Annotated in this window: 15 protein-coding genes; 3 read left to right on the top strand and 12 right to left on the bottom strand. The window is 55.5% G+C overall.

Annotated elements, in window-relative coordinates:
- Positions 1 to 13 precede the first annotated feature (13 nt).
- The 3 genes from ACR0B3_RS20530 to ACR0B3_RS20520 all read right to left on the bottom strand — a co-directional run bounded on the left by ACR0B3_RS20530 (position 14) and on the right by ACR0B3_RS20520 (position 6,380).
- On the bottom strand, positions 14 to 3,727 hold the full coding sequence (locus ACR0B3_RS20530) for a two-partner secretion domain-containing protein (RefSeq protein ID WP_480810667.1): 3,714 nt from the start codon (positions 3,725 to 3,727) through the stop codon (positions 14 to 16).
- Positions 3,672 to 5,237 (bottom strand): ShlB/FhaC/HecB family hemolysin secretion/activation protein, encoded by a 1,566-nt coding sequence (locus tag ACR0B3_RS20525; protein ID WP_480810666.1) that lies wholly within the window; start codon positions 5,235 to 5,237, stop codon positions 3,672 to 3,674. Before ACR0B3_RS20525 ends, ACR0B3_RS20530 begins: the two co-directional genes overlap by 56 nt.
- A gap of 303 nt (positions 5,238 to 5,540) precedes the next feature.
- A complete protein-coding gene (locus ACR0B3_RS20520; RefSeq protein ID WP_480810665.1) occupies positions 5,541 to 6,380 on the bottom strand; it encodes a M15 family metallopeptidase in 840 nt (279 codons plus the stop codon).
- A 168-nt stretch (positions 6,381 to 6,548) separates the two neighbouring features.
- Between ACR0B3_RS20520 and ACR0B3_RS20515 the strand changes: the two genes are divergently transcribed.
- The 3 genes from ACR0B3_RS20515 (at position 6,549) to ACR0B3_RS20505 (ending at position 10,618) form a co-directional block, all read left to right on the top strand.
- Positions 6,549 to 7,124: an OmpA family protein gene (locus ACR0B3_RS20515; RefSeq protein WP_480810664.1), complete on the top strand. Its 576-nt coding sequence runs from the start codon at positions 6,549 to 6,551 to the stop codon at positions 7,122 to 7,124.
- A 36-nt stretch (positions 7,125 to 7,160) separates the two neighbouring features.
- Complete coding sequence (locus tag ACR0B3_RS20510) at positions 7,161 to 9,368, top strand: protein kinase domain-containing protein (RefSeq protein WP_480810663.1); 2,208 nt, start codon at positions 7,161 to 7,163, stop codon at positions 9,366 to 9,368.
- A gap of 107 nt (positions 9,369 to 9,475) precedes the next feature.
- Entirely contained in the window at positions 9,476 to 10,618 is a 1,143-nt protein-coding gene (locus ACR0B3_RS20505; protein ID WP_480810662.1) for a hypothetical protein, read from the top strand.
- Position 10,619: 1 nt separating this feature from the next.
- Here ACR0B3_RS20505 and ACR0B3_RS20500 read toward each other — a convergent pair whose 3' ends face one another.
- From ACR0B3_RS20500 to ACR0B3_RS20460, 9 genes are all read right to left on the bottom strand, one after another.
- The gene (locus ACR0B3_RS20500; RefSeq protein ID WP_480810661.1) at positions 10,620 to 11,342 is read right to left on the bottom strand and encodes a PP2C family protein-serine/threonine phosphatase; all 723 of its coding nucleotides are present in this window, start codon (positions 11,340 to 11,342) and stop codon (positions 10,620 to 10,622) included.
- Positions 11,339 to 12,025 (bottom strand): type VI secretion system-associated protein TagF, encoded by a 687-nt coding sequence (tagF, locus tag ACR0B3_RS20495; RefSeq protein WP_480810660.1) that lies wholly within the window; start codon positions 12,023 to 12,025, stop codon positions 11,339 to 11,341. Before tagF ends, ACR0B3_RS20500 begins: the two co-directional genes overlap by 4 nt.
- Complete coding sequence (gene tssM, locus ACR0B3_RS20490; RefSeq protein ID WP_480810659.1) at positions 12,025 to 15,597, bottom strand: type VI secretion system membrane subunit TssM; 3,573 nt, start codon at positions 15,595 to 15,597, stop codon at positions 12,025 to 12,027. The genes tagF and tssM overlap by 1 nt, the downstream gene beginning before the upstream one ends.
- Entirely contained in the window at positions 15,597 to 17,024 is a 1,428-nt protein-coding gene (icmH, locus tag ACR0B3_RS20485; protein ID WP_480810658.1) for a type IVB secretion system protein IcmH/DotU, read from the bottom strand. Before icmH ends, tssM begins: the two co-directional genes overlap by 1 nt.
- Before the next feature lie 94 nt (positions 17,025 to 17,118).
- Positions 17,119 to 18,459 (bottom strand): type VI secretion system baseplate subunit TssK, encoded by a 1,341-nt coding sequence (gene tssK / locus ACR0B3_RS20480; protein WP_480810657.1) that lies wholly within the window; start codon positions 18,457 to 18,459, stop codon positions 17,119 to 17,121.
- A gap of 38 nt (positions 18,460 to 18,497) precedes the next feature.
- Entirely contained in the window at positions 18,498 to 19,967 is a 1,470-nt protein-coding gene (gene tagH, locus ACR0B3_RS20475; RefSeq protein WP_480810656.1) for a type VI secretion system-associated FHA domain protein TagH, read from the bottom strand.
- 10 nt (positions 19,968 to 19,977) lie between these two features.
- On the bottom strand, positions 19,978 to 20,136 hold the full coding sequence (locus tag ACR0B3_RS20470) for a PAAR domain-containing protein (protein WP_480810655.1): 159 nt from the start codon (positions 20,134 to 20,136) through the stop codon (positions 19,978 to 19,980).
- Between the two features lie 152 nt (positions 20,137 to 20,288).
- Entirely contained in the window at positions 20,289 to 20,900 is a 612-nt protein-coding gene (locus tag ACR0B3_RS20465; protein WP_480810654.1) for a DUF6931 family protein, read from the bottom strand.
- Between the two features lie 12 nt (positions 20,901 to 20,912).
- Positions 20,913 to 23,024, bottom strand: coding sequence for a type VI secretion system Vgr family protein (locus ACR0B3_RS20460; RefSeq protein WP_480810653.1), 2,112 nt, complete (start codon positions 23,022 to 23,024; stop codon positions 20,913 to 20,915).
- Positions 23,025 to 23,032 lie beyond the last annotated feature (8 nt).

Below are 23,032 nucleotides of genomic sequence, written 5' to 3'. Positions count from 1 at the left end.
GTTCTCCGTCGGATCAAAGGCCGATAGCGCGCGTCAGACCAATCTCAGCTTGTCCGACCGCAGCCACAATCGTTTCTACCTGCTGGTTCTGGATCATAACAAGTTCCGGGTCGGTTGCTCTTATCAATGTGATGGCTTTTCGGATTTCGCGCTGTGCCTGACGAATTTCACGCCGCGCCTGTTGAACAGCATCGCTACGGATCGCTGCGCGTTCTTCGGCCGTTGTGGCCAACGCCAGACGTCGGTTGGCGTCTTCGCCAACCTGGCGGATGCCAGCGCTTGCTCCGCGGATAATGTCGCCAACCGATTCCAGACCCGGCGGCAGGCCCTTCACGATTCCGTCTAATTCGGATGCATAGTCATCCATCGCATCAGCCAAACACGCCAGATATTCACTGACATTTTCACCGCTGCTTTCGCAGGACGAGATATCGCCATCAAACTCCTGCGATGCGTTTTCAACAGTTCCAAGAGCGGCCTCAGCGTCTGCTACTGTTGTGACTGAAGTGCCTCCTCCACCTCCGGTGATCGTCGTATCAACCGTCGGTGTAATTTCAATTGTCGGAGTTGGGGGTACGGGGATGACAGGATCGGTCGTGTCAACAATGAGCGCACTTCCGGAAAGCGCCGCGACGCTGAAAATCTGCCCGCTTGAGCTAGTAAGGGAACTGGTGCCAAGCGTGAACGATGTTGTCCCCGGTGAAGTGCTTGCAAATTCAAGCGACCGGAATACCGATGAGGTACTCAGTGAGTCACTGGCCGGACCAAACAGGAAAACGGATGGACCACCAACCACTGTGCCCGAAGTCGTCGCGCTCGACGTCGCACCTTCTGCGACAACCACGTCATCCGGGATCGCGAAAACGACCGGCGACGTCGTATAGTTTGCCGGGTTCGTACTACCGGTTCCGGGTGCCCAGGTTGTGGTAAAATCCCAACCCGCTGAAGAGGCCAGATCATAAAATGTCTGTGTATTCTGCAATTGCGCTGTCGTCAGGCCGGTACCTCCTCCGGCGCTAGTTCCTTGACCAGTCGTTTCGGTGTTCCAAAAAGACCCTGTGACAGAACCAACGTTTTCCGCAACCAATCCGCCAAACACGGTCGAAGCACTTCCGGAAGAAGAAATCGCGCCCGTCGCATAGCTGCGCTCAATCGCACCTGTGGTTCCAAAGTCCGGATCGGTGTCGTTTGAGGCAACCAATCCACCGATGGTCACAGAATCATCAATGCCATTGGCCGTAATGCTCGACGTTGAGTAGGAATCCGAAATTACGTTGGCATTCTCTGAAACCAGACCAGCCCCTATTGCCGTACCTGTACCTGTCTGACTTGTAAGTATTACATCTCCGGAACTATTCGAACGAGAGATCGTTCCTACATTCGTTCCGACAAGTCCAGCCGCGCCTAAGAAACTACTAAAGGCATCAACTGGTAAGATCGCCTCTACCGTCGCGGTGGAAAAACTATCTGAAATTGTGCCGAAATTGACGGCGACCAAGCCAGCCGCAAAGGACCCACCGCCGTCGTTCAGAGCAGTCACCGAACCGTCGACCGAAACGCCGCTGATTGTTCCTTCGTTGTTGATCGCAAGAATGGCTGCCGTTGCTCCGTTGACGTCTGCTCCTGTGATCGAGAGGTTGGACACTGAACCACCCACGTCGATCAGACCAAACATAGCAGCATCGCTTCCACCGCCCTGATCAACAAACAAGTCGCTGATGGTGAATCTATTGCCGTCTAGGGAACCAGAAAACACCCCAATTGGCTCAAAGCCTCCGGACCAACCTGATGTGCCAGAGGCATCTATTGAGTTCACCAACTCATAACTGTCCCCTGTGAAACCTGTGCTGCCGATACCCTGAAGGCCGAAAACGTCGGTCAGCTGATACGGATCACCCGTTGAGCCGGTACCACCCAAGGCGCGCAGGAATCCCGCACCAGTTGCAATGGTGAAATCACTCGCAGCGAAAGATGGGATCGTGCTCCCGACCTGTCGCCATTCTCCGTCCAGCAGGGTAAACTCGCCTACATCTATTGCCCCGCCGGCACCCGTTGTAATGGTTCCATCCGCATCGATGATGAGGCCACCATCTGCAGCGGTCACAGGCGCATTGATCTCAACGTTGTTATCGGCAATCAGCGTCAGATCCGAGGCGCTGCTCCAACTTAAAGCGGATCTGATCCTGATGTTCCCGGCCTGCGTGTCAGAGCCCCCCAGATCGGTCGTCCCGTTCACGTCGGTTTGCGACCCGGTATCCGTTGTCGTTAGAATGACGTCCCCCAGTTCCAGGTTGTTTTGCAAACCCGTCGTCGAGACAGTGATATTGGCAGGGTCCGGAACGACGGACGAATCCGCGATATCGATATTGCTGGGGTCCAATAGTAATGTTCCCCAATTCCCGTTTGGTGCCCGTGTATCCGTCAGCCCCCGGTATCTCAGCGTCAATTTGCCGGAAACTTCGACAAACCCGCCATCGCCCGCTGTATCGCCCCCACGGGCAGAATTCCTGCCTGCAAAATACGTGTAATCGTCTGACCAGACGATAATCCTGCCACCGTTTCCTTCAGAACCACCATTGGCCAAAAGTACTGAATCCGCATCCACAGTGGTGGTGCTGGCGCGTTGCAGATCACCGCCACCTTGATAATCGCCGCCAACGCGGATCAAGCCTCCATCACCAGCTCCCTCACCACTAGAATCCAACATCGCCCCAGCAAGGGCAATTGCTTCGCCGGTAACTGTAATGGAACCACCGTCCTGAGGTCGCAGAACAGGGCGAAGTGAGGTCTCAACAAGCGTCGCACGCGCCGATGTATCAATCTGACCGCTGATATCTACCGCGCCGCCGTCGCCACCCAGCACGACTGCACCGGACACGCCACCGACCGAACGCGCCTCGATCACGCCGGACATGTTAATCACCCGGCGGGCTGCATCACGCGCACTGGCCACCTTGAGATGCACAATACCGCCATCCGCTTCTATACGGCCAGTATTGGAGACAAGCGCTTCCATAACCTCGTCATCACTTTGCGAGGGAACGGCAACTTGCAGAAAACCATCTCCGGACACATCAAGCGTTACGCTCTCTCCGGCACCCAACCCGACCTTGCCAAGTGGCACCCTGATCAGTCCCGAATTGGATACGCGTCCACCGATCAACGCTGCGTAGCCACCTGGCACGATTGAGATGGTTCCGGCATTCTCAACCAAGGCTGAATTGCCATCGCCTTCGAACCGGTACCGGCCGCTCAAAAAATCATCATCCGAAATGGCCAACGTTGAGGCAACAAAACCCGATGTGCTCACATGGCCTCCGGGACCAATGAAAATACCATTCGGGTTAACCAGAAATACCTGGCCGTTCGCATTTAACTGACCGTGGATTTGACTGGTCGTATCACCGGTCACCCGGTTCAGGATCGCGCTGTTCTGACCCGGTTGATTGATGTTTACTGTTGAACCCGAACCAATCGAGAACCCGTTCCAGTTCACGATTGCAGAATTGGACCCCTGCGAAATGGTCATTTCGGTATTGCTGGGTTGTGAGATGGTCACATCGCCGGCTGCAATCGTGCCGCCGTTCGGCAGTGACTGCGCCAACGCCGTTGTGCCCCACAAAAACGCGGTGGCCGACAGCAACGCACCCAATGCCAAAGCGGTTGCGCATTCAGAACCGGCGACTTGCAATGATACTGAACCGGTTTCCGTCTTCGCCAAGGTCATCGCGTTCACCTCTCCCATATTCAACTCGTACTGACCCTGACCGATAGGTCGAGTCCTCAATCGTAAACAAATCTATGCCCAGACCATAAGCATACGCCTTAGTGGTGCTCTGTTCAAAGAAGGTAGGTTGCTCGATCCCCAATTCACTATATGCGCCAAACACGTAGGGTTTAAATATCAGCGGGAAATTCGCCACTGAAATCTGTTGTGAGCGTCCCAGTTCGGCGCGCACCACCCAACCATTGTCACCACGCAAGTCGCCAGCGTCAAACGCGGACAGTTCACCGGAACTGGCGACACTTAACTGCTCAGAAGTCACCAAAGGGTCGCCAAAGCTCGACTGTACACGGCCGTTCAAACTCAGCGACCAGTTTGCATCCAGCGGCCTACTATACTGTCCCGACAGCACAAGCTTTGTGAATTCTGCACTCGCCCCCTGCCGGGACAAAGGCGCATCATCTGGCCCGACCGAAGCACTGGCGCCAAAGGCGTCAAGCCCACGGGATAAGATCGCACTCGCCTGCAGGAACGAGCCGTTATCATAGGTCCAAGAGCCGTCCAAAGTTGCACGCAGAACGCTGAGATCGTCGTCATAAACCGGCAGATTAAACGAACCGATCAATATATCCTGGGAATCGCTAACCCTGTCCAGAATGAGCTGCGAGGATAGATTGTAACGTCGCGAACGGACCCAGGGATAAAACAACCGAAGAGACAGCCGCTCAAACTCGCTCTCGTTGGGAATGAGGTCAGCGTCCGGACGGGCTTTGCTCGATGTGTATTCGGCATTGAAGGTCAGGCCGTCATATCCAATCGGGAAAACTGCACCGGCGGCGAGGATGCGATATTTTGCATCATCCGAAAAGTACCGCGCGGGCGCGCCACCAGCACGGAAATAGAAGGTTTCACCTAAGCTCAGCGCGCCATTGACCTCTAGCCCCAGACTCAAGTTCACCGGCCCCAGTTCGTCTGACAAGGTATTATCAAATCCGTAGGAGCCAGTGTATTGCTTGAACTGTCCATCCAAAGTGAGAATCGTGGCACCATCAGCGTCACCCGGAGACAAAGTAGAAGCCAAACGAATCCCAAATGTGTCGCCCGCCAGCAAGAGCGCGCGTTCGATCTGTTGCAGCTTGATACCGCGTTTCCCAATTAGGGGCCGGGTCGTAGCCTCGACACGTTCCCGCGCCTGCGCAGGTACTTTTTGCGTGTCTATCCGCTCGATAAACCCATCAATCACCACGATACGCAGGGTGCCACCATCACGTAACGTCTGTTGCGGCAGAACCACGCGGCTTAGAACAAAACCTGCATTTGTATAGGCACTTTCCAACCGGTTGGTCGCTGCAAATACTTCTGACACAGCGACACGTTTACCGGACAGCCGTTCAATAAACGCCGCGTTTGCAGCATCCATCTGAGGCAAAGCGCCTTCAATCTGTACCCGCCCAACAGTTACAAATAGCTTATCCGCCCCTTCAGGGATTGGCGCCCCGGGATCGCGCGCCACTGTCACAGGTCCGGTACTACGTTGATTTTGAGGTTGAAAAGTCGACGGCGCCAGATTGGATGCGCTCTGTGCCTGACCGACCTTTGCGAGGCTAGAGGCGCCCACAATCGCAAGCGCCGCAATCAAACAACAACGTCGAATATTAACCATCGGTCGAAACAGCCTCTTCACATTGTCCGACCGCATGTACAGAACGGAACGGTCGCAAACAAAGCATCAGTGGATGCCACAAAGCAAGTAACAATGAAAAATTGATAATGCCTGTTGGATTTGCCACACAAGCTTAGATGCCATTCGCAACAATCACAGCAACCCTTGCTCCAGCCATTCCTCAATCTTGTTACGGCTGACTTCGAAATGCATCGAATCCTCCCGACCCCAAGCAGCCCCCCAGACCCAACCTTCCTCGCGGAAGAAATCAGCGAGTATCGTGAGCCCAAGCTGTGTTTTGCCATCTCCCAATGTATCCAAAACACCATCGACATTCAGATCTACAGCCAACCCATAGGCATGCGCCGAGGCCGAGCCCGTTGCCCCGCGAATAAGGCGCACACATAGTGATCCAGCGGTGTTGATGCGCGCGTAGAGGTCCGGATCGGTGCGACGAATATTCTCGAAAACGGTGCGTAAAGAATCAACCGCTGGCTTCAACATGCGGACACGGACGGGCCCTACTTCTTCCAGGACCAGCTTTTCTTCCAGCCTAGGGTTCGTCATCGATTGGCATTTGTCGGTTAGATCTTCACGCGGCAAGCCGAAAGTCTCTTTCAAAAATGAAGAACTCGCCAGTTTCAGATCTTGATTCACGTTGTTTCGGTTCGCGATCAAGACGACCTGCGCATACGCATCGATGATTTCATTCGGTGTGCTGCTGTCATAACCATAGTCATCCGCACCGTCGGCACCCTGCTGAAGAATCGGCACGCCAGTTTGAGAGCGAGATATCTCCAGCGACAATTGCTCGATCTGATTTCGCATATCTTCCAATTGCTGGCTCAGCATTTCGATTTCGATGCGCGCCCCAGAATCGATAGCAGGTCCTTCAAAATTGTCCTCAACGGGAAAGATCAGTGGAAAGACATACCAAAGAACCGGGGCGAGAATGATCGCGACCCCCAGTATTATCGCTGGAACTATGCGCATTTCCGGGGCTTTTCCTGTTTCCTGATTGTTTTCGACCTCAATTTAGAAGCGGGCAGACAGGTTGTCACGACATTGCCTTATAATTGTAGTTCACAAGTGTGACTTTCTTCATTGTCGCATACTGATCCCAAAGGTAACCTCGCCTCGAACATGGAAGGATTGAGACAAATGTCCGAATACTCGTCTTTGAAATTCATCGGGGCCGCAGCCTTTGCGATTGTGTGCTCAGCACAAGCATCTTTGTCGCAGACAACCGAGTTGACTGCCGATGAAATCACCGATGCATTCAACAAACAAAAGACCCGTGGTCTGGTCATTGTACCATCAACCAGCGCCGAAACTACAGGTGAGACAGCCGACGAAACAACGGTTGCTGCTGCACCCAGCGAATACCAACCGGTTGCGGCTGAGGATCAGGTGAATATCCAAGTTAGCTTCGATTTTGCCTCTGCGGCGTTGCGCGAAGATCAAAAGCCCAAGCTTGCCTCGCTGTGCGACGCCATGAAATCTGTTGATGTCAATGTGTTCCAGATTATCGGCCATACCGACAGCGCAGGCTCCGCCGAATACAACCAAAACCTTTCTCTGCTGCGTGCCAAGGAAGTGAAACGTTTCCTGGTTGGTGATTGCGGAATCGCTGATGAACGGCTTGAAGTACTGGGTCTTGGTGAAGCAGAGCCACTGAATAAGGATAATCCGCGCGCGGATGAGAACCGCCGTGTTGAATTCCAAGCCCTCGGCTGATCTATAATCAGCTCACCATAGCAATTCGAGGGCAGCATGACTGAATCCCGCGCAGGCGACCTGTTTCAGCCGGGTGATCTGGTAAACAACACGTATCGGATCGAAGCGATCCTCGGGCGGGGCGGCACATCTGATGTATACCGGGCACGCTCCGAAATTTCGGGGCGGCTTGCTGCGCTGAAAGTTCTGAAGGCCGAGTTTTCGAGCAACGAAGACTATCTCGTTCTGCTAACGCGCGAGGAAGAGATACGCGACATCCGCCATGATGCGGTGGTGCGTTACTCGGAAAACAACCGAACATCCGATGGGCATGTCTATCTGGTGATGGACTATGTCGACGGTCCGGGCCTTGACCAGAAGCTTGGCGAAGGTCCGATGCCTGCATCGGACGTCCTGACAGTCTGTAAACGGGTGTGCGAGGGGCTGGAAGCTGCCCATGCGCGCAACATCGTTCATCGGGATCTGAGCCCTGATAATATCATCCTGCGCGATGGTGATCCGGCGCAGGCGGTGATTATCGACTTTGGTATTGCAAAAGACACCAATCCGGGGGCCGAGACCATCGTTGGGGGCGAATTCGCAGGGAAATACGCCTATGCCGCACCCGAGCAATTGTCGGGTAAGACGGATCGACGCACCGATATCTATTCGTTGGGCGCCCTGCTGCTGGCCAATTTTCGCGGGCAAAAGGCGGATGCGGGGCGAAACCTTCTGGAGGTTGTCGAAAGCAAAAAGCTACCGCTAGATACAGAAGGCGTACCGCAACCGCTGAGGTCGATCCTCGACAAGATGACCGCGCCCGATCCGGAAGACCGGTATCAAACTGCCGGTGATGTATTGCGGGCGCTTGCCTCAGCAAGATCCGAAACCGCTGCTATACAAACACATGAAATAGACGACGATGCGACGGTGATTGTGCCCAAAGGCAAGACACCTGATCCCATCCCGTCCTCATTGCAGACTGCCCCTGCTGAGGCGCCAGCCAAATCAAAGCCAGAGCCTGTACAAGTCGAACAGCCCGGAAAGTCGCGCGGCGGGCTTGTGGCGCTGATAGGCGCACTTGCAGTCGCTGGTGTTGGAATCGGCGGATATACCAGCGGTGTATTTGATGGATTTCTGGGGCCGCAATACCCCGTAGCGGCACCCTATACTCTGATCGCTGACAAACGTGAAGGCCTACCCGCGCGCGCCGTGGGGTTTGTTCCATCCGAATCCACACGCGATACGATAACAGGTGATATTGTTGAACAGGGGGGAGAAGTCGATCTGACTCTGGCCTCGGGCGACATATCCGAGACTTGGGGCAACGCCGTATCAGACGTGATTGGTGCTGCCATGGATTTGGATGAATGGCGTTTCGTGGTGAACGGCAATGACGCCAAACTGACCGGCCAGACCACCAACGAAGCCCTGCATACGGAACTGGAACAACTTTATTCCGCAGGTCTACCTACCGGGTTGCTGGGCACGGCTGAGATCGAGCTTGAGCCGCTCTTCCTGCCTGCTTCCGAAATAGGTCCGATCCTGGCAGGGCTGGCCGATTGCGGCGAACTGTCCCTGATCGACGCACCTGTCACAGGGTACGGACTCGAAACTCCCATCCGCGTCAAGGGTACGCTCGCGTCCCAAGACAGTCTGACCGGGCTGCAAACCGCAATCGGAGCCCTCGCAGGTACAAGGCCGGTGGACCTGCAGCAGATCTCTGTGCTGAATCCGACGCTCTGCCTGATCGAAAACTATCTGCCCTCTGCACCATCCAGCGATATATCGATCGCATTTTTTAACGGCGAGCAGGACAATGCGCCCAACCCGTCCGGCGATTTCATTGTGGGTCAGAACCCTGTGATCGACGTAGATTTGCCAACGGATGTTCAGGATGGATATCTTTCTGTGTCGGTGTTGGATGTATCGGGAAATGTCTTCCACCTATTACCCAACGTATCCCGTCAGGAAAATGATGTTGCGGCGCTGCGAAACGGCGAAACCGGTCCTGTTTCCGTTCGCGTGGCCTATTCGATCCCGGAAAGCCAAGAAAATGGAGGCATTGCCTTTCAGGTCGATGACAGCACGCTAGGCAAGAGCAAGGTTATTGTCCTCCACACAGACAATCAGCTTTTTGACACTCTGCGCCCAACAACAGAATCTGCTGCGGGATATGCTGAGGCACTGCGCGAACAAGACAGAAATGTGGAAACACAGATCATGTCTTTGGACAGTCGCATATTGACGACTTTGGAACAGTAGCGGAGCGCTTTGGGTACATGGTCTGTTTCTGCAACCCCGACCTCACGGCTTTGACTGCAACGAAGCCCAGTGCAAATCTGTCGGTTCAGGCAGTACCGCAGCAGATGATGAAGCTTTCGACGCTGCTGGGATTGCAGGGCACAGCCAACGCACAGGCCCGAGCGGATATGAAGCTGGCTGCAATGCTGCCCGCTATGGCACCAGACATATACATGCAGGCCAATTTGGCCGCGAATGCCCCCAACATCGCACTTCCGCCGGTTTTACCTACGGATGGCGGAGGTGCGATATCGCTGATGATGAAGCTTGCAGCGACAGGCTTCCCGCTGTCTGATCCGCGCGGGCTGATCGCTGAAATTCAGCAAGCCGTGCTGAGCTTGGCGAAGACCGTGTTGCCACAGGCGCAAGCGATGCCACAAATACCCGGCCCGCAGATGCAGAACCTGACACTGGCGGCAAAAATGACGCTGGCGCTTAGGGCACAGGGTATTTGTCCCATGGCGCTATCCGGGTTGGATTACTCTTTTGAAGGGCAAATGCAGGCAGGTGAAGCGACGTCACGCGGCACCTGCTCGACCGCACTGAATTTTGCCGCCAACCTGCCGCGTATCACGCTGCCCCCGTTTGCCTTGCCCTTGCCAAAGCTTGATTTGGCGCGTCAATTGGCGCTCATTGCCCCAGCCGCAGCGGCACCGCAGTCGATGGGCCTTCCGGCGATGTCTGATCCCAACCTGATGAAAGCGCTCTATAGCCAGTTGGGGGTGTTATCGACGGTTCCGGTTCCGAACCTTCCGGTATCCATGGACGAGTTGGACGCTATGATGGACCAATTGCAGGACATGGCCACGATTCAGGAGGCTTTTGGCCCGGATGCGCTGACCCCAGCTGGTATTGCCCGGATCAACGCGATGCTGAGCTATATGGCGCAGCTCAACATTCCCATACCGCTCGAGGCACAGGGATTACAGATGCAACTCGACGCCCTCCCGAAATTGGATGACGTGACGCAAGGCGCGCAGGTCGCCCAAAGCGGCGCCATCAATCTGGCCACTTCGATGAGTGTTCCGGCACCGAGCATGCCTATCCTGCCTACATTGGAAGCATTGGCGAAAATGGTAAAATCGCTAACCGGTCTGCCTGTTGCGCCGTGCGAGACCTGTGAATTCGCGATCGGACCTATTAAAGACCGCCTTTCAGGGATGCAATTGCCATCTCCGCCGCCTCTTCCGCAGCTGCCGACCTTCGCCTAGATTAAAGAACATCTACCACGATGACCGAGATGTTGTCGGCTCCGCCGCCGTCCAATGCGACTTGTACCAACTGATCGGCAATCGTCTCGATCGGCATTTCGGAGAGGGCTTTTTCGAGCATGGCAAATGTGGCGTATTTGCTCAGGCCGTCTGAACATATCAAAAAGCGGTCGCCCGGTTGGACCTCGCCCCGGATTTTGTCCAGTTCCAATTGGTCACCGACACCGACGGCGCGTGAGATGGCGTTCGACTGAGGATGTTGTTCCGCTTCGTCCCAGGTCAATTGCCCGGCCAAAACAAGCTCGGCGACAAGGGAATGATCTGTGGTCAACATTTGAATCTTGCCGTCACGTAGCAGATAAATTCGACTGTCTCCGGCCCAAAGGCCGACAAAGTGGCCATTTGCCAGCATCATGCACGCGACCGTCGTACCGATGGTTCCACCGCCGCGTGCCTCAGCCTCTTGCCGGATCACGGTATGAGCCTTTTGAAGAACGTCGCGCAACATAGTCAGGCGGTCCGAAGGCGGTAGACCCGGCGGTATCGCGGCCACCATATCGGCGACCAATCTACTGGCATAATCCCCCGCTTCGTGCCCGCCCATCCCGTCAGCCACCATCCACAGGCTTTGCTCTGGCAATGCCAGCACCGCATCTTCGTTGACTTTACGCCTAAGGCCTACATGGCTGCGAGCGCTGTACCGGACACGGCGACTTGAATTCATATTGGTTTGGCCTCGGTCCACATAGCAGAGTGTAGGTTGAACAAGCCTTGCATGTTTGATCCATCCGGTAAACCTTCGCAGATCATCATCCTGGGCACCCCGCCAATTTCGGTGCTCCAGACGCTCGGGCTGCGATAGTTTTGCGACAACAGCCCTGCGGCAAGATCAGGTAGTACGCTGTCAGAAACTTCGCTGCGCGTCATTATCGTTGTCGTTCCAAGCGACCGGACCGGTGCGGTCGGCTGTTGCACAGGCACCGCCAGATCAGAAAGCCCATCGCTCAGCTTTTCTTTGGTCATGTCATCCTCGAGCGCAGCCAGAGCTAGATCTTCCAACTTTCGAAAAGTCTCCACGGCGCGAAAATGTGCCAGAATGGCTGAACCTTCGTTGGAAACTGCCGCCGCAAGCGTCAGAGGAAAGCGCCGTCCAACACGATCTACCGAGGGCATCAGCACCCCCAGCATTTTTTGTGGTCCGGCCAATCCCGGCGAAAGGCAAAACCGCCAGATCGGCGCAGACATATAATGTGCGTCCCAGTCCTGCCCCAGCGCTTGAGAAGTCTCCAGCATGCAGCGCTGGATCCATGTGTCCCATGGCTGAACAAAGGTCGGCGGCACCGCGATCCGGAAGAAATCTCCGACTGAGGGCATCTTGCCAAAAGCGCCAAATCCGGCCTGCTGCATCAGAACGACTTCGGGCAGCTGAACTTTTGCAGCGCTGGCAGGGCAAACGGGTTGATGACCGAACCAGACTGAAGCTGGAATATCGCGATACGCCCGCCGACATTAAAGATGACCTTCTTGCGGTCAGAGACATTGGTGCGCCGCACTTCGGCCGCATCCAGCAACCGGAACCAGGCCCATGGTCCATCCTTCGACAGCACGCTTTCGATATTGCGTTTTTCCGGCTCAAAGCTGACCCGTGCCAAACCGACCGAGCCCGGCCATGTGACAGCCAGAGGCGATGGCAACCCGCCGCGGTGACGGAATTCCAGCGACTGCCCGTCGATCTCAAGCGTTACGCCCTTCGCCTTCGGATCGAGCGCTTCCGGCATGATCTGGAATTGAATCTGCGGCTGCGGACCGGCGGCAAAAAATGCCTCTTTGATTTCAGCAGCGTTCTGGAACTGGGTCAGAACCGCTTGGCTGATACCGAGATCCGCCTCATTCACACCGGATTTCCATGACCATGGGCGCGTGCGCATGTCGACGTGTTTGGCAAGGTTATCGGTGAAGAACGTATCAATCAGACCCTGCGGACCAAACAGCCTGGCAAAATCGCCCATGGCCACATCAGCCCCCGAACGACGATTAAACGGGTAGCGATCCGAGACGACCTGCTCGCAGAACGGAAGCACATTCGCCTGCCACCGCGCATTGATCGAAGAACGGGTGCTGTCAGAGGTGATACCCGACGAACCGTCGATGATTTGCACTGCCCAGCGTTCCATCGGGCCCGGAATACGCGCCGCTTCCTGCTGGAATTGCTGCAGAGCCTGACCCGTCTCGCCGCCCGAGACGCCGCTAAAGGACATCTTGTTCAGTTCTTGATAAACACCTGTCAGTGAACCAATCAAAAGATCCAATTGCGAAGGCTGTCCTTCCTGCTGGTTCACCAACTGATGCAGCCAGTCAAACCGATCCTCAACATATTGCCCGGGTGCTTGCACCGGTTCCGACGATCCCGCACCACTGGATTTCGCCAGAGCCTCCAGCAAAATCTGCGTCTGAACCGAAGTCGCGGACTGCAATTCGATACTGGCCGCGTCAGACAGCCCTTCATTCAGGGCTTCATTTCCCGCCAAGATCGAACGGTTTTCCGTCAACTTGGTCTCATCCGAGATCGCGTTTAGAACATTCACAATAGGCGAAGTTGGTCCTGACAACACATTGGTGACCTCCACCGCGTGGCTGAGGCTTTCCATGGGTACGATGTCTATATCCCCAAGCATCGCGTCATAGCGTGCGATATAGTCGTTGTAATAAAGGTCCAGAACATCGCGGCTGAGCGCGGCCAAAGCCTGCTCGGTCTGTTCCGCCTCACCACGCGGCCCCAGAACCCAGCTTTCTTTCTGCACGCGTTTGGCAACGCCGATGGCCTCGCCAAGGAAAACATCATTAAAGCCCTTATAGGTGAATATCCCCTCGATCCCATCGTTCAGTGGCTTGCCTGAGGACCGCACCAGAACGCGGCCAACGGCCGGTCCGCCCACTTCGGTTATCCGCCAATCTGGCAATGCGGTTGCAGCCGGGCTGGAAACGATACCGTTATACACTCGTTGCGCCAGCGGCAGTTCTGAGAGGATACCCTGAATCTGATCCACCATCGGACCGTTCAGCGCAACTTCTTGCATCGGCTGGCCAAGCATTGCGTCCAAATGGTCGTTCAGATCGGCGCGGAATTCCTCGCGCGCGGGGCCGGGGAAGGATACAGACCAATCGATATTCATCCACTCCTTGACCAAATCCGGGTTCATTGGCCCCTGCAATCCCAGCATGAGATAGACCTTGAGAGCCTCGTACAAAACATCAGGATTGTTGATATTGGCGCTCATCTGTTCTTCCAGCCTCAGCAACAGCCGAGGCAGAAAACGCTGGTTCAACGCGGCACGATATGTCTGTGCCGCCTGAGTTCCGACTACGTCACCCTGATAAAGCCCATAGGTCAGGCGTGTTTCCGGGTCCGGGTCTGACAGTGTTGGATTGGCAGGCAGATCGCGCAGCGTATTGAGCGCCTGCACAACTGGCACCAGATCAGTATCTCCTACAGGGCTAGGCGGCAACGTCGCTGCAGCGGCTTGATAGGCCGAGACGCCCTCTTGCGCATCCGCGATCAGGTCGGAGTTGCCCATGAAACTGCGCACCAGCAGAGCACCAACACCGATCGCAGCAATGACGGTAGCTGCCATGGAAGCCCATTTGGTAATCTTGTAGCGACGTTCCACCTTGTCGTCCGCGCTGACAAGACCAGCCTCGCGGAAGATCACCTGATCAAACAGGCGCGTTAGAAAGTAGGAACGGCCCGACCCCTGCCCTGAACCGATGGCCTGACGCCCGATCCCGAATGTCCGGGCCATGCCCAACATCAGTCGGTCAATCGGCGTTCCCTCTTGCGTGCCAGAGGTGAAATACACCCCGCGCAGCATGTGGCGATGCTGATAGCGGCTGTCCTGAAATACTTCGGTCAGGAATTCATGTGCGACTTTGCGAACCGAAGCGACTTGCATCGGGAAGCCTGCAATCAATGCCCGTCGTTGCGAATCGGTCTCGGTCTGCATCCGCTCGAGCGATTGTGCGTTTAGACGCCCTAAAAGCTGGGAAAACTCATCGTCAAACGCAGCCACCGGAGACTGTTCTGACTTTGATTTGTCCAATGGCAGGGTAAAACCCCAAACTTGTTCGCGGTCTTCTTTGCCCAGATTGTCATAGAACTCGGCAAAACCCGCGATCAGATCGGCCTTTGTGAAAAGGATATAGACGGGGAACCGTACGCCGAGTTTCTCGCGCAACTCTTCCAGTCGACGGCGCACTGCCTTGGCATGCTCCTTCTGCGTGATCTCATCCTGAAGGGACAAATCCGAAAGCGAAATCGCGATCATCGCTCCGTTGATCGGCTGACGGTTGCGGTATTTCTTGAGCAGACCAAGGAACCCGACCCAGGCCGCGTTGTCGACCTGCGCATCACTCTCTTGTGTGGTGTATCGTCCGGCCGTGTCAATCAGAACCGCGTTTTCAGTAAACCACCAATCGCAGTTTCGCGTGCCACCGACACCTCCAATGGCGGTTTTACCCATTTCCTCAGCAAGCGGAAAATTCAGGCCCGAATTCACAATCGCCGTGGTCTTGCCCGCACCCGGAGGGCCGATCATCACATACCACGGCAACTCGTTCAGATGACGCCGCCCATTCTTGGACTTGCGCAGAGCCGCCATAGCCGTTTTCAACTTGCCGCGCAGTTCTGCGATCTCGCTATCGATCATGTCACCGCCATCGCTGACGGATTCCGTAATCTCTTCGGTCAGTTTCTTGTCACGGCGCCGGCGGACAAAGAAAACAATCAACGCAATGATAAGAGAAATCGAATAGATGACGCCGCACCAGATCAGCCGTGTACCCACCCCGGCCAATGGGCGCCACTCATCAGAACCGATCAGCGGGCCAAAGAAATACAGGCACAATGACAAGGCCGTGGCTGTGAACAAAAGTACGGTGTAGATCGACAAAAATACGTACTTCAATAGTCTGAGGAACCGCATCAGTTCTCCTCCTGGACCAGCAAAACTTCAATCCGTCGATTGGTCGCCCGACCTTCGCGGGTTGAGTTGTCGGCAATAGGTTCGCTGTCTGCACGGCCTTCAGCGCTAAGACGATTAGGATCGGACATCTCGCCCGACATCTGTTTCATGACCGATTTGGCCCGCGCCAACGACAGCGCAAGGTTGGACGGGAACCGGGATGAACGGATCGGCACATTGTCGGAATGGCCCGCCACAATTACAGATCCGGGCTCTGCGTTCAGGGCAACCGCTACGCGGCGAACGGGTTCCTGAAACTTGTCCTGTAGGTGATCCGAACCAGACCCAAACATTCCCGATCCCTTGATGCGGATGATCAGTGTGTTCCCTTTCTCGAAAACCTCGACCAGACCTTCGTCGATCTCAGGCTTTAGGAATTCGACGACCTTTTCAACCTGCGGCTGCGGCTGTGGAGGCGGCGGTGGGGGCGGAGGCGCGCGGCGCTGCAACTCAGTCACCGGACCTGCGTCAATGACCGACATCTGACCCACCAAATTTTCGGTCTTGTTCGACAGAAGGTAGGACAACCCACCAAATTCAATAATCAATAACAGCGCCGTAACGCCCAGCGCGATCCAAACCGGTTTCCACATGCTGAGCGCGCGATATGGTTTGTCAGCCCCGGTCCAATGCGGCGACAGATCGCGTTCCACCTGGCCACGTTGACCCCGGATGATGCGCGCAAGACCCTGACGTATCTGCAGGTGTTTGTCCGGCCCCCCCTGCTCAACACGCAGGCGGCCCTCAAATCCCAAGGACAGACACATATAAACAAACTCGAGCAGTTCGATATTGTTGGCCGGGTCCTGTTCGAGACGCGCCAACAGATCATAGAACCGGTCTCCGCCCACAGTTTCGCGATGAAACGTACCAACCAGTGACTGCGTTGCCCAACTGGACTGCCCGCCCCAAGGTGTGTTCAGGACCACATCGTCCAGCGTTGCACACAAAGCATATCTTGCGATCTTGACGGTCTGCGCTGGAATACCCGCTTGAAGGGCGGCGTTTTCAAAGCTTCGAACCTCGGCGACAACGCTTTGGCGCAGTTTGTCAGGATCCATGTGCTGCGCCCGGTTGCGTATTCGACTCACAAGCGAGAACAGAGGTGCAGCACAGGCATTCAGGCGGTTCATACCGGTAACGGCAACATCGTCCCCTCCACCTGCCGGGGGCTGCGACTGCTGCTGTTGGGTCGGTGGAACCCCAAAGGCCTGCCCACCCATCGCAGGTGCCGCTGGCTGCTGCATCGGGTCTGGATATCCAGCCGGTTGCGGCGGAGGCGCAGGTTGTTGCGGCGTACTTCCGGCCTGACGCCGTCCGCCCGGGTTGGGTCGGATCACCGTTTTGTCGGTATCGTCCGGTTCGGCAAAGGGATCTTTATCGGACATCGTTTGACCTGTTCCTACGCGGCACCCAACTCAAAATGTGACCCAGTTGGGTTGCCTATCAATATTTCTGCACAGCTCGGTGCCGCCTTGACACCTATTGGTTGCGTATTGCCCACAGTTCCATCTCAAGACCGGGATACTGACCAGAGACATGAACAGCGATTCCTCCTGAGGTGGTCATCTTACTCCAATAAGGGCTGGCTGCGTCCAGCTCGAAATAGACCACACCCGAGTGATAGGGTATTTGCCGCGGGGCCACGGGCAGCGGGCGTAATGTGATCCCTGGAAGGGCCGAGTTCACTAGCTGACGGATTTCTTCGACGGGCCCTGTCTTAGCCTGCCCTGCAAAGTGTCGCCGTACATCTTCCGCCGGGATATCGGCATTCACCGCCAGCACAAAACCTGCGCTTCCGATCAACTTGCGATCTGCGATCACACCCACGCTGATGCCGTATTTGCGCGGTTCTAGTGGGATCGAGATTGCCGTCTGTTCCAGAACCGAGCTGAGATACTGACGCAGAGTTCGTATAACCGGGGCAAAGCTTTCCGTCAGCCTATCATGTTGATAGGCCGGGAACTGAACCGCTTCTTTCTCTGCGCTCATGAACGTCGCCAGTTCACCAGCCAATGCCGCGCACACACGGTAGGTGTGCTCAGGATGGACATTTTCGATATTCGCAAAATGACGCACCAGAGGCAGGTTTCGGTTGATCACCATCAGCAGCAGGAAATCTGATATCTCAGCCGCTCCCTTGGCAGGCCCGCCCTCGGACAAACGTCCGGCCAAGGTTTGCATGCGGTGGGATAACATACCCTCAAGCTCGTTCATGAAACCTGCCAATGCAGGTGCGGCGCGCACATCCAATACCGAAGGAATGAAGCCACGGTCCAGAATGATTTCCTTGTCCGGTCGCACCTCAATAATCTTGGCAATCGGAATGGCCAGCTTGTCGGCCAGATCATCGACCGCAAGAGCGAATTGTAACCTCAGCTTGCCAACGCCCAGAGTGACCGGCTTCTTTTGCTGGCTCATCACGTCCGTAATTTCCTGCTCGGCAGGACGCAGGCGGCTGACCGATTGTTCAGCTCCGCTTAGATCCACTTCGGAGGAACCTTGTCTTCGCTGTGGGACCGTCAGGTAAACCACGCAATCCTTAATTGTTTCGGGCACTTCCAACGCAGGCGGGTGATCTTCGGCCTGCGGCATGCGGAATACCTGTCCGTCCGGTGTCAAGCCCGAACAGGATTTCAACGCGAACTGCCCGACTTTGAGAACCTCGTCATCGATCTCCAATGCGCTGACGCCCCAGGCGTATGGTGTCACACGCCGCGCCAAGCCAGCCACCAAAGCTTCGGTGTACCGATCAGCCTGCTGGAAGTGATGGGGTTGCAGAAACAACCCTTCGGTCCAAAGCACTTTGCTGTCCCAGGACAATGGCTGCCCTCCCTTGCTCTTGTCGCCCTAACCGGACGTTATTTCAGCTTTTCCAGCTGTTCCTTATAAGCTCGCGCGAATTCCCGGCTAAAGAGATCATGAAAATCGTTCTCTGCCTGATCCGAGATATCGGCATACATCTTCTCGTAGACTTCCCAGTACTGGGCTTTCTTACCCTTCAAAAGTGACCCAAGTTTGCCGGAGCCCTCAATTTTTTGCGCCAGAACCTCGGGATCCAACCGGGCCAACACGCCTTTAAGCGCCGCTTCCATGCCGGTAACCATCGCAACCTCATGGGCTTTGATATCGTTCAGCGCTTGTTCAGTGGCTTCTTCGGCTGCCAGGTAACCTTTGACCCTGGGTTTGACCAAAGCTTCAATGGCTTGTTCTGGGCTGATCGAGAATTTGAGCGGATTGTTCCCGCCCGCATTGATCATCGTCTGCTCAATACGGAATTCAGATTTGATCGAGGTGCGGGTCATAAGGATTTCCCGCAAGCCCGTGATCATTGCACGCAACACACGACCCATCCGTCCCATTGTAGCGGGCAAATCTGTATCGTCGATGCGCAGATCGTCGACTTCGAGCGCTTCAAGCAATGCGCGCGCTGCCAACTGGTTTTCGTTTGATGCTGGGGCCGAAGCAGCAGGTTGCACCTCGGGTGCTTTGGCTTCGAGCGTGGGTGGTTTAGGGGCGGGTGGTGCGGGCGGTTGTGCACCCGCCTGCCCACCCGGACTCGGTTTCACGGGCGGTGGTGGCGCAGGTTCAGGCTTTGTTGGTTCAGTTGTGGCGAACGGATCGGATGCCGATCCACTGGCTGGCGACAACAGATCGTCGTCCCAGTCGTCAGGGATCAGGTTCGCGCCCCCTTCCGCCCTTGGTGCCGCAAATGCATCAGTCGGCGAAGGATTATGCATCGGATCACTGGCGCCCATGTCCTGATGCACGTCCTTGGGTTTCGCGAAGAAAGGATCGTCATCATCAAGCGGCGGCAGCAACTCATCCATTAGATCAGGCGTCGCAATCTGACCCGGCCCTTTTGCATCCCCGCCCAGCAGATCATCCAGAAAATCGCCGCCGGGCGCTGCATCGTCCAGCAATGACAGCGGATCAGGGGCATTCTGGGATTGCCCTGGCGAGACGCCTGCCTGCTGCGCAGGCGGCGGTATCATTTCTTCAAAGCTCGGCAGATCAGCCCCGATCTCGATCACCATCTCATAGCCACCCGCAGACAGCACATCGCCGTTGTTCAACGGCGTTGGAGTCCGACCCAACGGTATCTTTGAGTAGTTGAGGAATGTGCCATTTGTCGACAAGTCCACGATCACAACATTGCCGTTGTGATCCTCAATCACAAAATGGTTCTTGCTTAAGGTCCGCTCGGGGTCCGGCAATACAAGGTCGTTGGCTGGGCCGCGCCCAACGGTCAATGAGCCCCCCTGCATCGATACCGGGCGCCCGTCGCCCGGCACCACACCGGTGGATTGGAATTTTAGCGTGACCGTCATTCGTTTGACTTCATCCTCCAACCAGAACGGTGGGGCAGCAAGGCGGTAAAATCGGACCACCGCAGGCGCAGGTATCCATGACCCGCGCCGCCGGAAGCTTGCTGATCAGAACCGTAGCGGACCCCTTTAAGATGGGGTGTGGAAATGCCGGGGTGGCCAAATCCGTCATGCGAGCCGCCGGTAGTTTCGAAACCAAAACAGTTGGACAACAGGGCGGCATGATCGGCATTGGCACCGGCGCAGGTGGCGGCGGCGCTGGCGGCGGAGCCGGAAGCGTGCATGCGTGCAAATCTGTTACACGAGCTTGCGGAAATCCCATGTTTAGTCCTCTGCCTCAGTACCGGTCACGTCGCGGTCCAGTTTACCATTCCCACCCCGTGCAATATCGACGCCGCGATCAATCAGCAACTGTACATAAGCGTCAAAATCGCCATCATGGTTGTCCATCGCAACAACATTCATCGCAAAAGCCAGGATTTCGGCGGCACCCGGCGGGGCTGGCATATTTGCCAAATCACCGGTTCCCAGAGTCCCTTCCGAATATAGCACACCCATGGCGCAGTTCACCGTTTCATCGTCAGGGTCTGCCAGCTCAATGGTTTCCTCCGCTTTTTCGCGGTTTTCCTCCGTCGGACGGAACACCCATTCCTCGGACGCGGCCAGCGATGGTGTGTTGTTATCAGGTGCTTCGCCCACATAATCACGTGCGGCAAGACATGACCACCAAACGCGCTCACGTGGCGGCAAAGCAACACCCAGAAGGCGCAGTATATCGACAAGGGCCCCTTTTTCTTCGAGCTCGCCCAGCACAGTCTCTAACGGTGCACTGGCCGGAGCGTCGAGTTTCGTGCTTAACCGTGCATGGGCATCGGCCAGCATCCGCGCGGCAGGCACTTGCTGAGTCTTGGTCATTCCAACAAATCGTTCGCTCATCGTTTTGCGCCTTTAGTTGATCATGGTCAGCCCACCCTTAAGGGTAAGCATCGCGTCGCCATTCACCGTCGTCATCGGGCTTTTCGCGTCCAGCTTGGCGTTGGCTTGGACTTTGATCATCGTGCTCTTGACGGTGATACTCGTCGGATCAAGCTTGATCGAAGATGAACCAACCTTCAGTTCGATCGATTGCATAGCTGTAACCGTGATCTTGCCGGACTTGGCATCAACCTGGATATTGCCCGTATTCACCGTCGTCGTCTTATTGCCAGTCTTGATGGTTTCGGTGTTATTCCCCGTCACGGTGCGGGTGGACTTGCCTTCGATCGTTTCGGTCTGGTCCGTCTTGATCTCGACCGTCTGGCTTCCGGTTTCGATCTTGAACGTGTGGTCGCCTTCTTTAATCGTCTCATCCACGTTTTTCTTGACGACCTGGCTCAAACAGCCATCGCCACCATTGCCGCCCTTGTCCAGCTCGTCATATCCAATGGTGATGGTCGACTTGTTCTTGACCAGCTTCTCGTGATCCTTCTGAGCTTGAAAGCGGACAAGTTCTGCGTCTTTTTTATCCTCGAACATCAGTTCATTGAAAGTCTTGGTACTGCCCTCCTTGCTGGTCCGGGTCACAATCCCCGATTTGGTGGCATTTGCAGGCAGCGCATAGGGTGGCATCGTGTCGGCATTATACAGCATACCGGTGCAAATGGGCCGATCAGGGTTCCCTTCTTCGAACTGAATGACAACTTCCTGACCGATACGAGGGATATGGATCATCCCCCAGTTTTTACCCGACCATGGCGTGACCACCCGCACCCAACAGGTTGTCTTTTCATCCTTTTTACCTTCTCGATCCCAGTGAAACTGAACTTTGATACGACCATATTTATCGGTGTATATCTCTTCGCCGCTTGGCCCGGTTACAATCGCTGTTTGCAGTCCGGAAATTTCCGGCCAGGGCGTAACCTGCGGCGATCGACACTGGATCGAGCTATCCAGCGCGTCGAAACTGGACGCATAAATGTCCTGTGCATATTCGGGAAATTCAAGATAATTGTCCACGTCTGTTACGATATTGACGTTTGTGCCCTCGTGCGTCAGGGCTGTGTCGTCATAGGCGTCAGTTGCCTGCATGTAATGCGTTGCACCTTTGATCAGATACTCAAAGCCTTTCACATCATCACGTTCGCCAGCCTTAAAAAGGTATCCCGTTGCCAGACGCCAGACGGTGCTGGTGCCACTGACCGGACGCGACTGCTGTTCTTCGCCGTCCATATACGCAGTTCCGTGGGCTTTCCCCAAATTGATTTCGCCCCGGTGATGTCCGGGGTAATCATAGTGTTCCAGTTTCTTGTAGGAATGCTTCTGCGACAGCTTCCCATTCACCCGCGCGGTCGGCTTGGCGTTGGGTTTTTCAAAGTCCCAATCATTGAATTCAACCAAGCCCTGACTGATCCGTTCGCCATATTGGAAGCTTGTGATGGAATCATCGGTTTTCTGGTCAGAGCCCGAGCCGACAATAATATCCAGCGTCGAACCCCTGGGCAGCGATTTGTGGGCTGACTTGGAGTCGCACAAGACCAGTTTGTCATCCGAAACAGACGGATAATCGAAGAAGTAATAGATCCCCTCCTGCTCCATCAGGCGCGACAGAAAATCGAAATCGGATTCACGATACTGCACCGTGTACTCACGCTGTAGGTATGTCTCCGAAGTCTTATTCTGCAGATCCGCGCCAAAACCATGTTCACCGATAATCTTCTGGATGATTTCGATGACGGTCATGTTCTGGAAAATGCGTGAATCTGTTGTTTTTGTCAGCAACCAGAACCACGGCCGAACGTCGAACAACAGGTGTACCAATCCGCCCCGCAGGGCCAGCTTGGTCACACCGGCAACAATACCACGGAAACTGCGGGTATCTCCTGCCGCATCAGTCAGCACGATCGACATGCTCTGGCCCAGAAGGTCCTGCAATTTGACATCCTGTTTCTTACACAAGGCCTCGACGCGAATCTCGCTCAGGCGACCCATCTGCTCATTCACGATGGCCTTGCGGATGACCCAGTCGTCAGGATCACCGCCAAAGCTTGTCTGCATACTCAAGGGCTGCTTTTTGTCCGCCATCGTTCTTC

The organism is Ruegeria sp. CE9 (assembly GCF_056537425.1).
The sequence above is the reverse complement of the archived record's forward strand: the minus strand, read 5'-3'. Positions and strand labels throughout refer to the sequence as shown.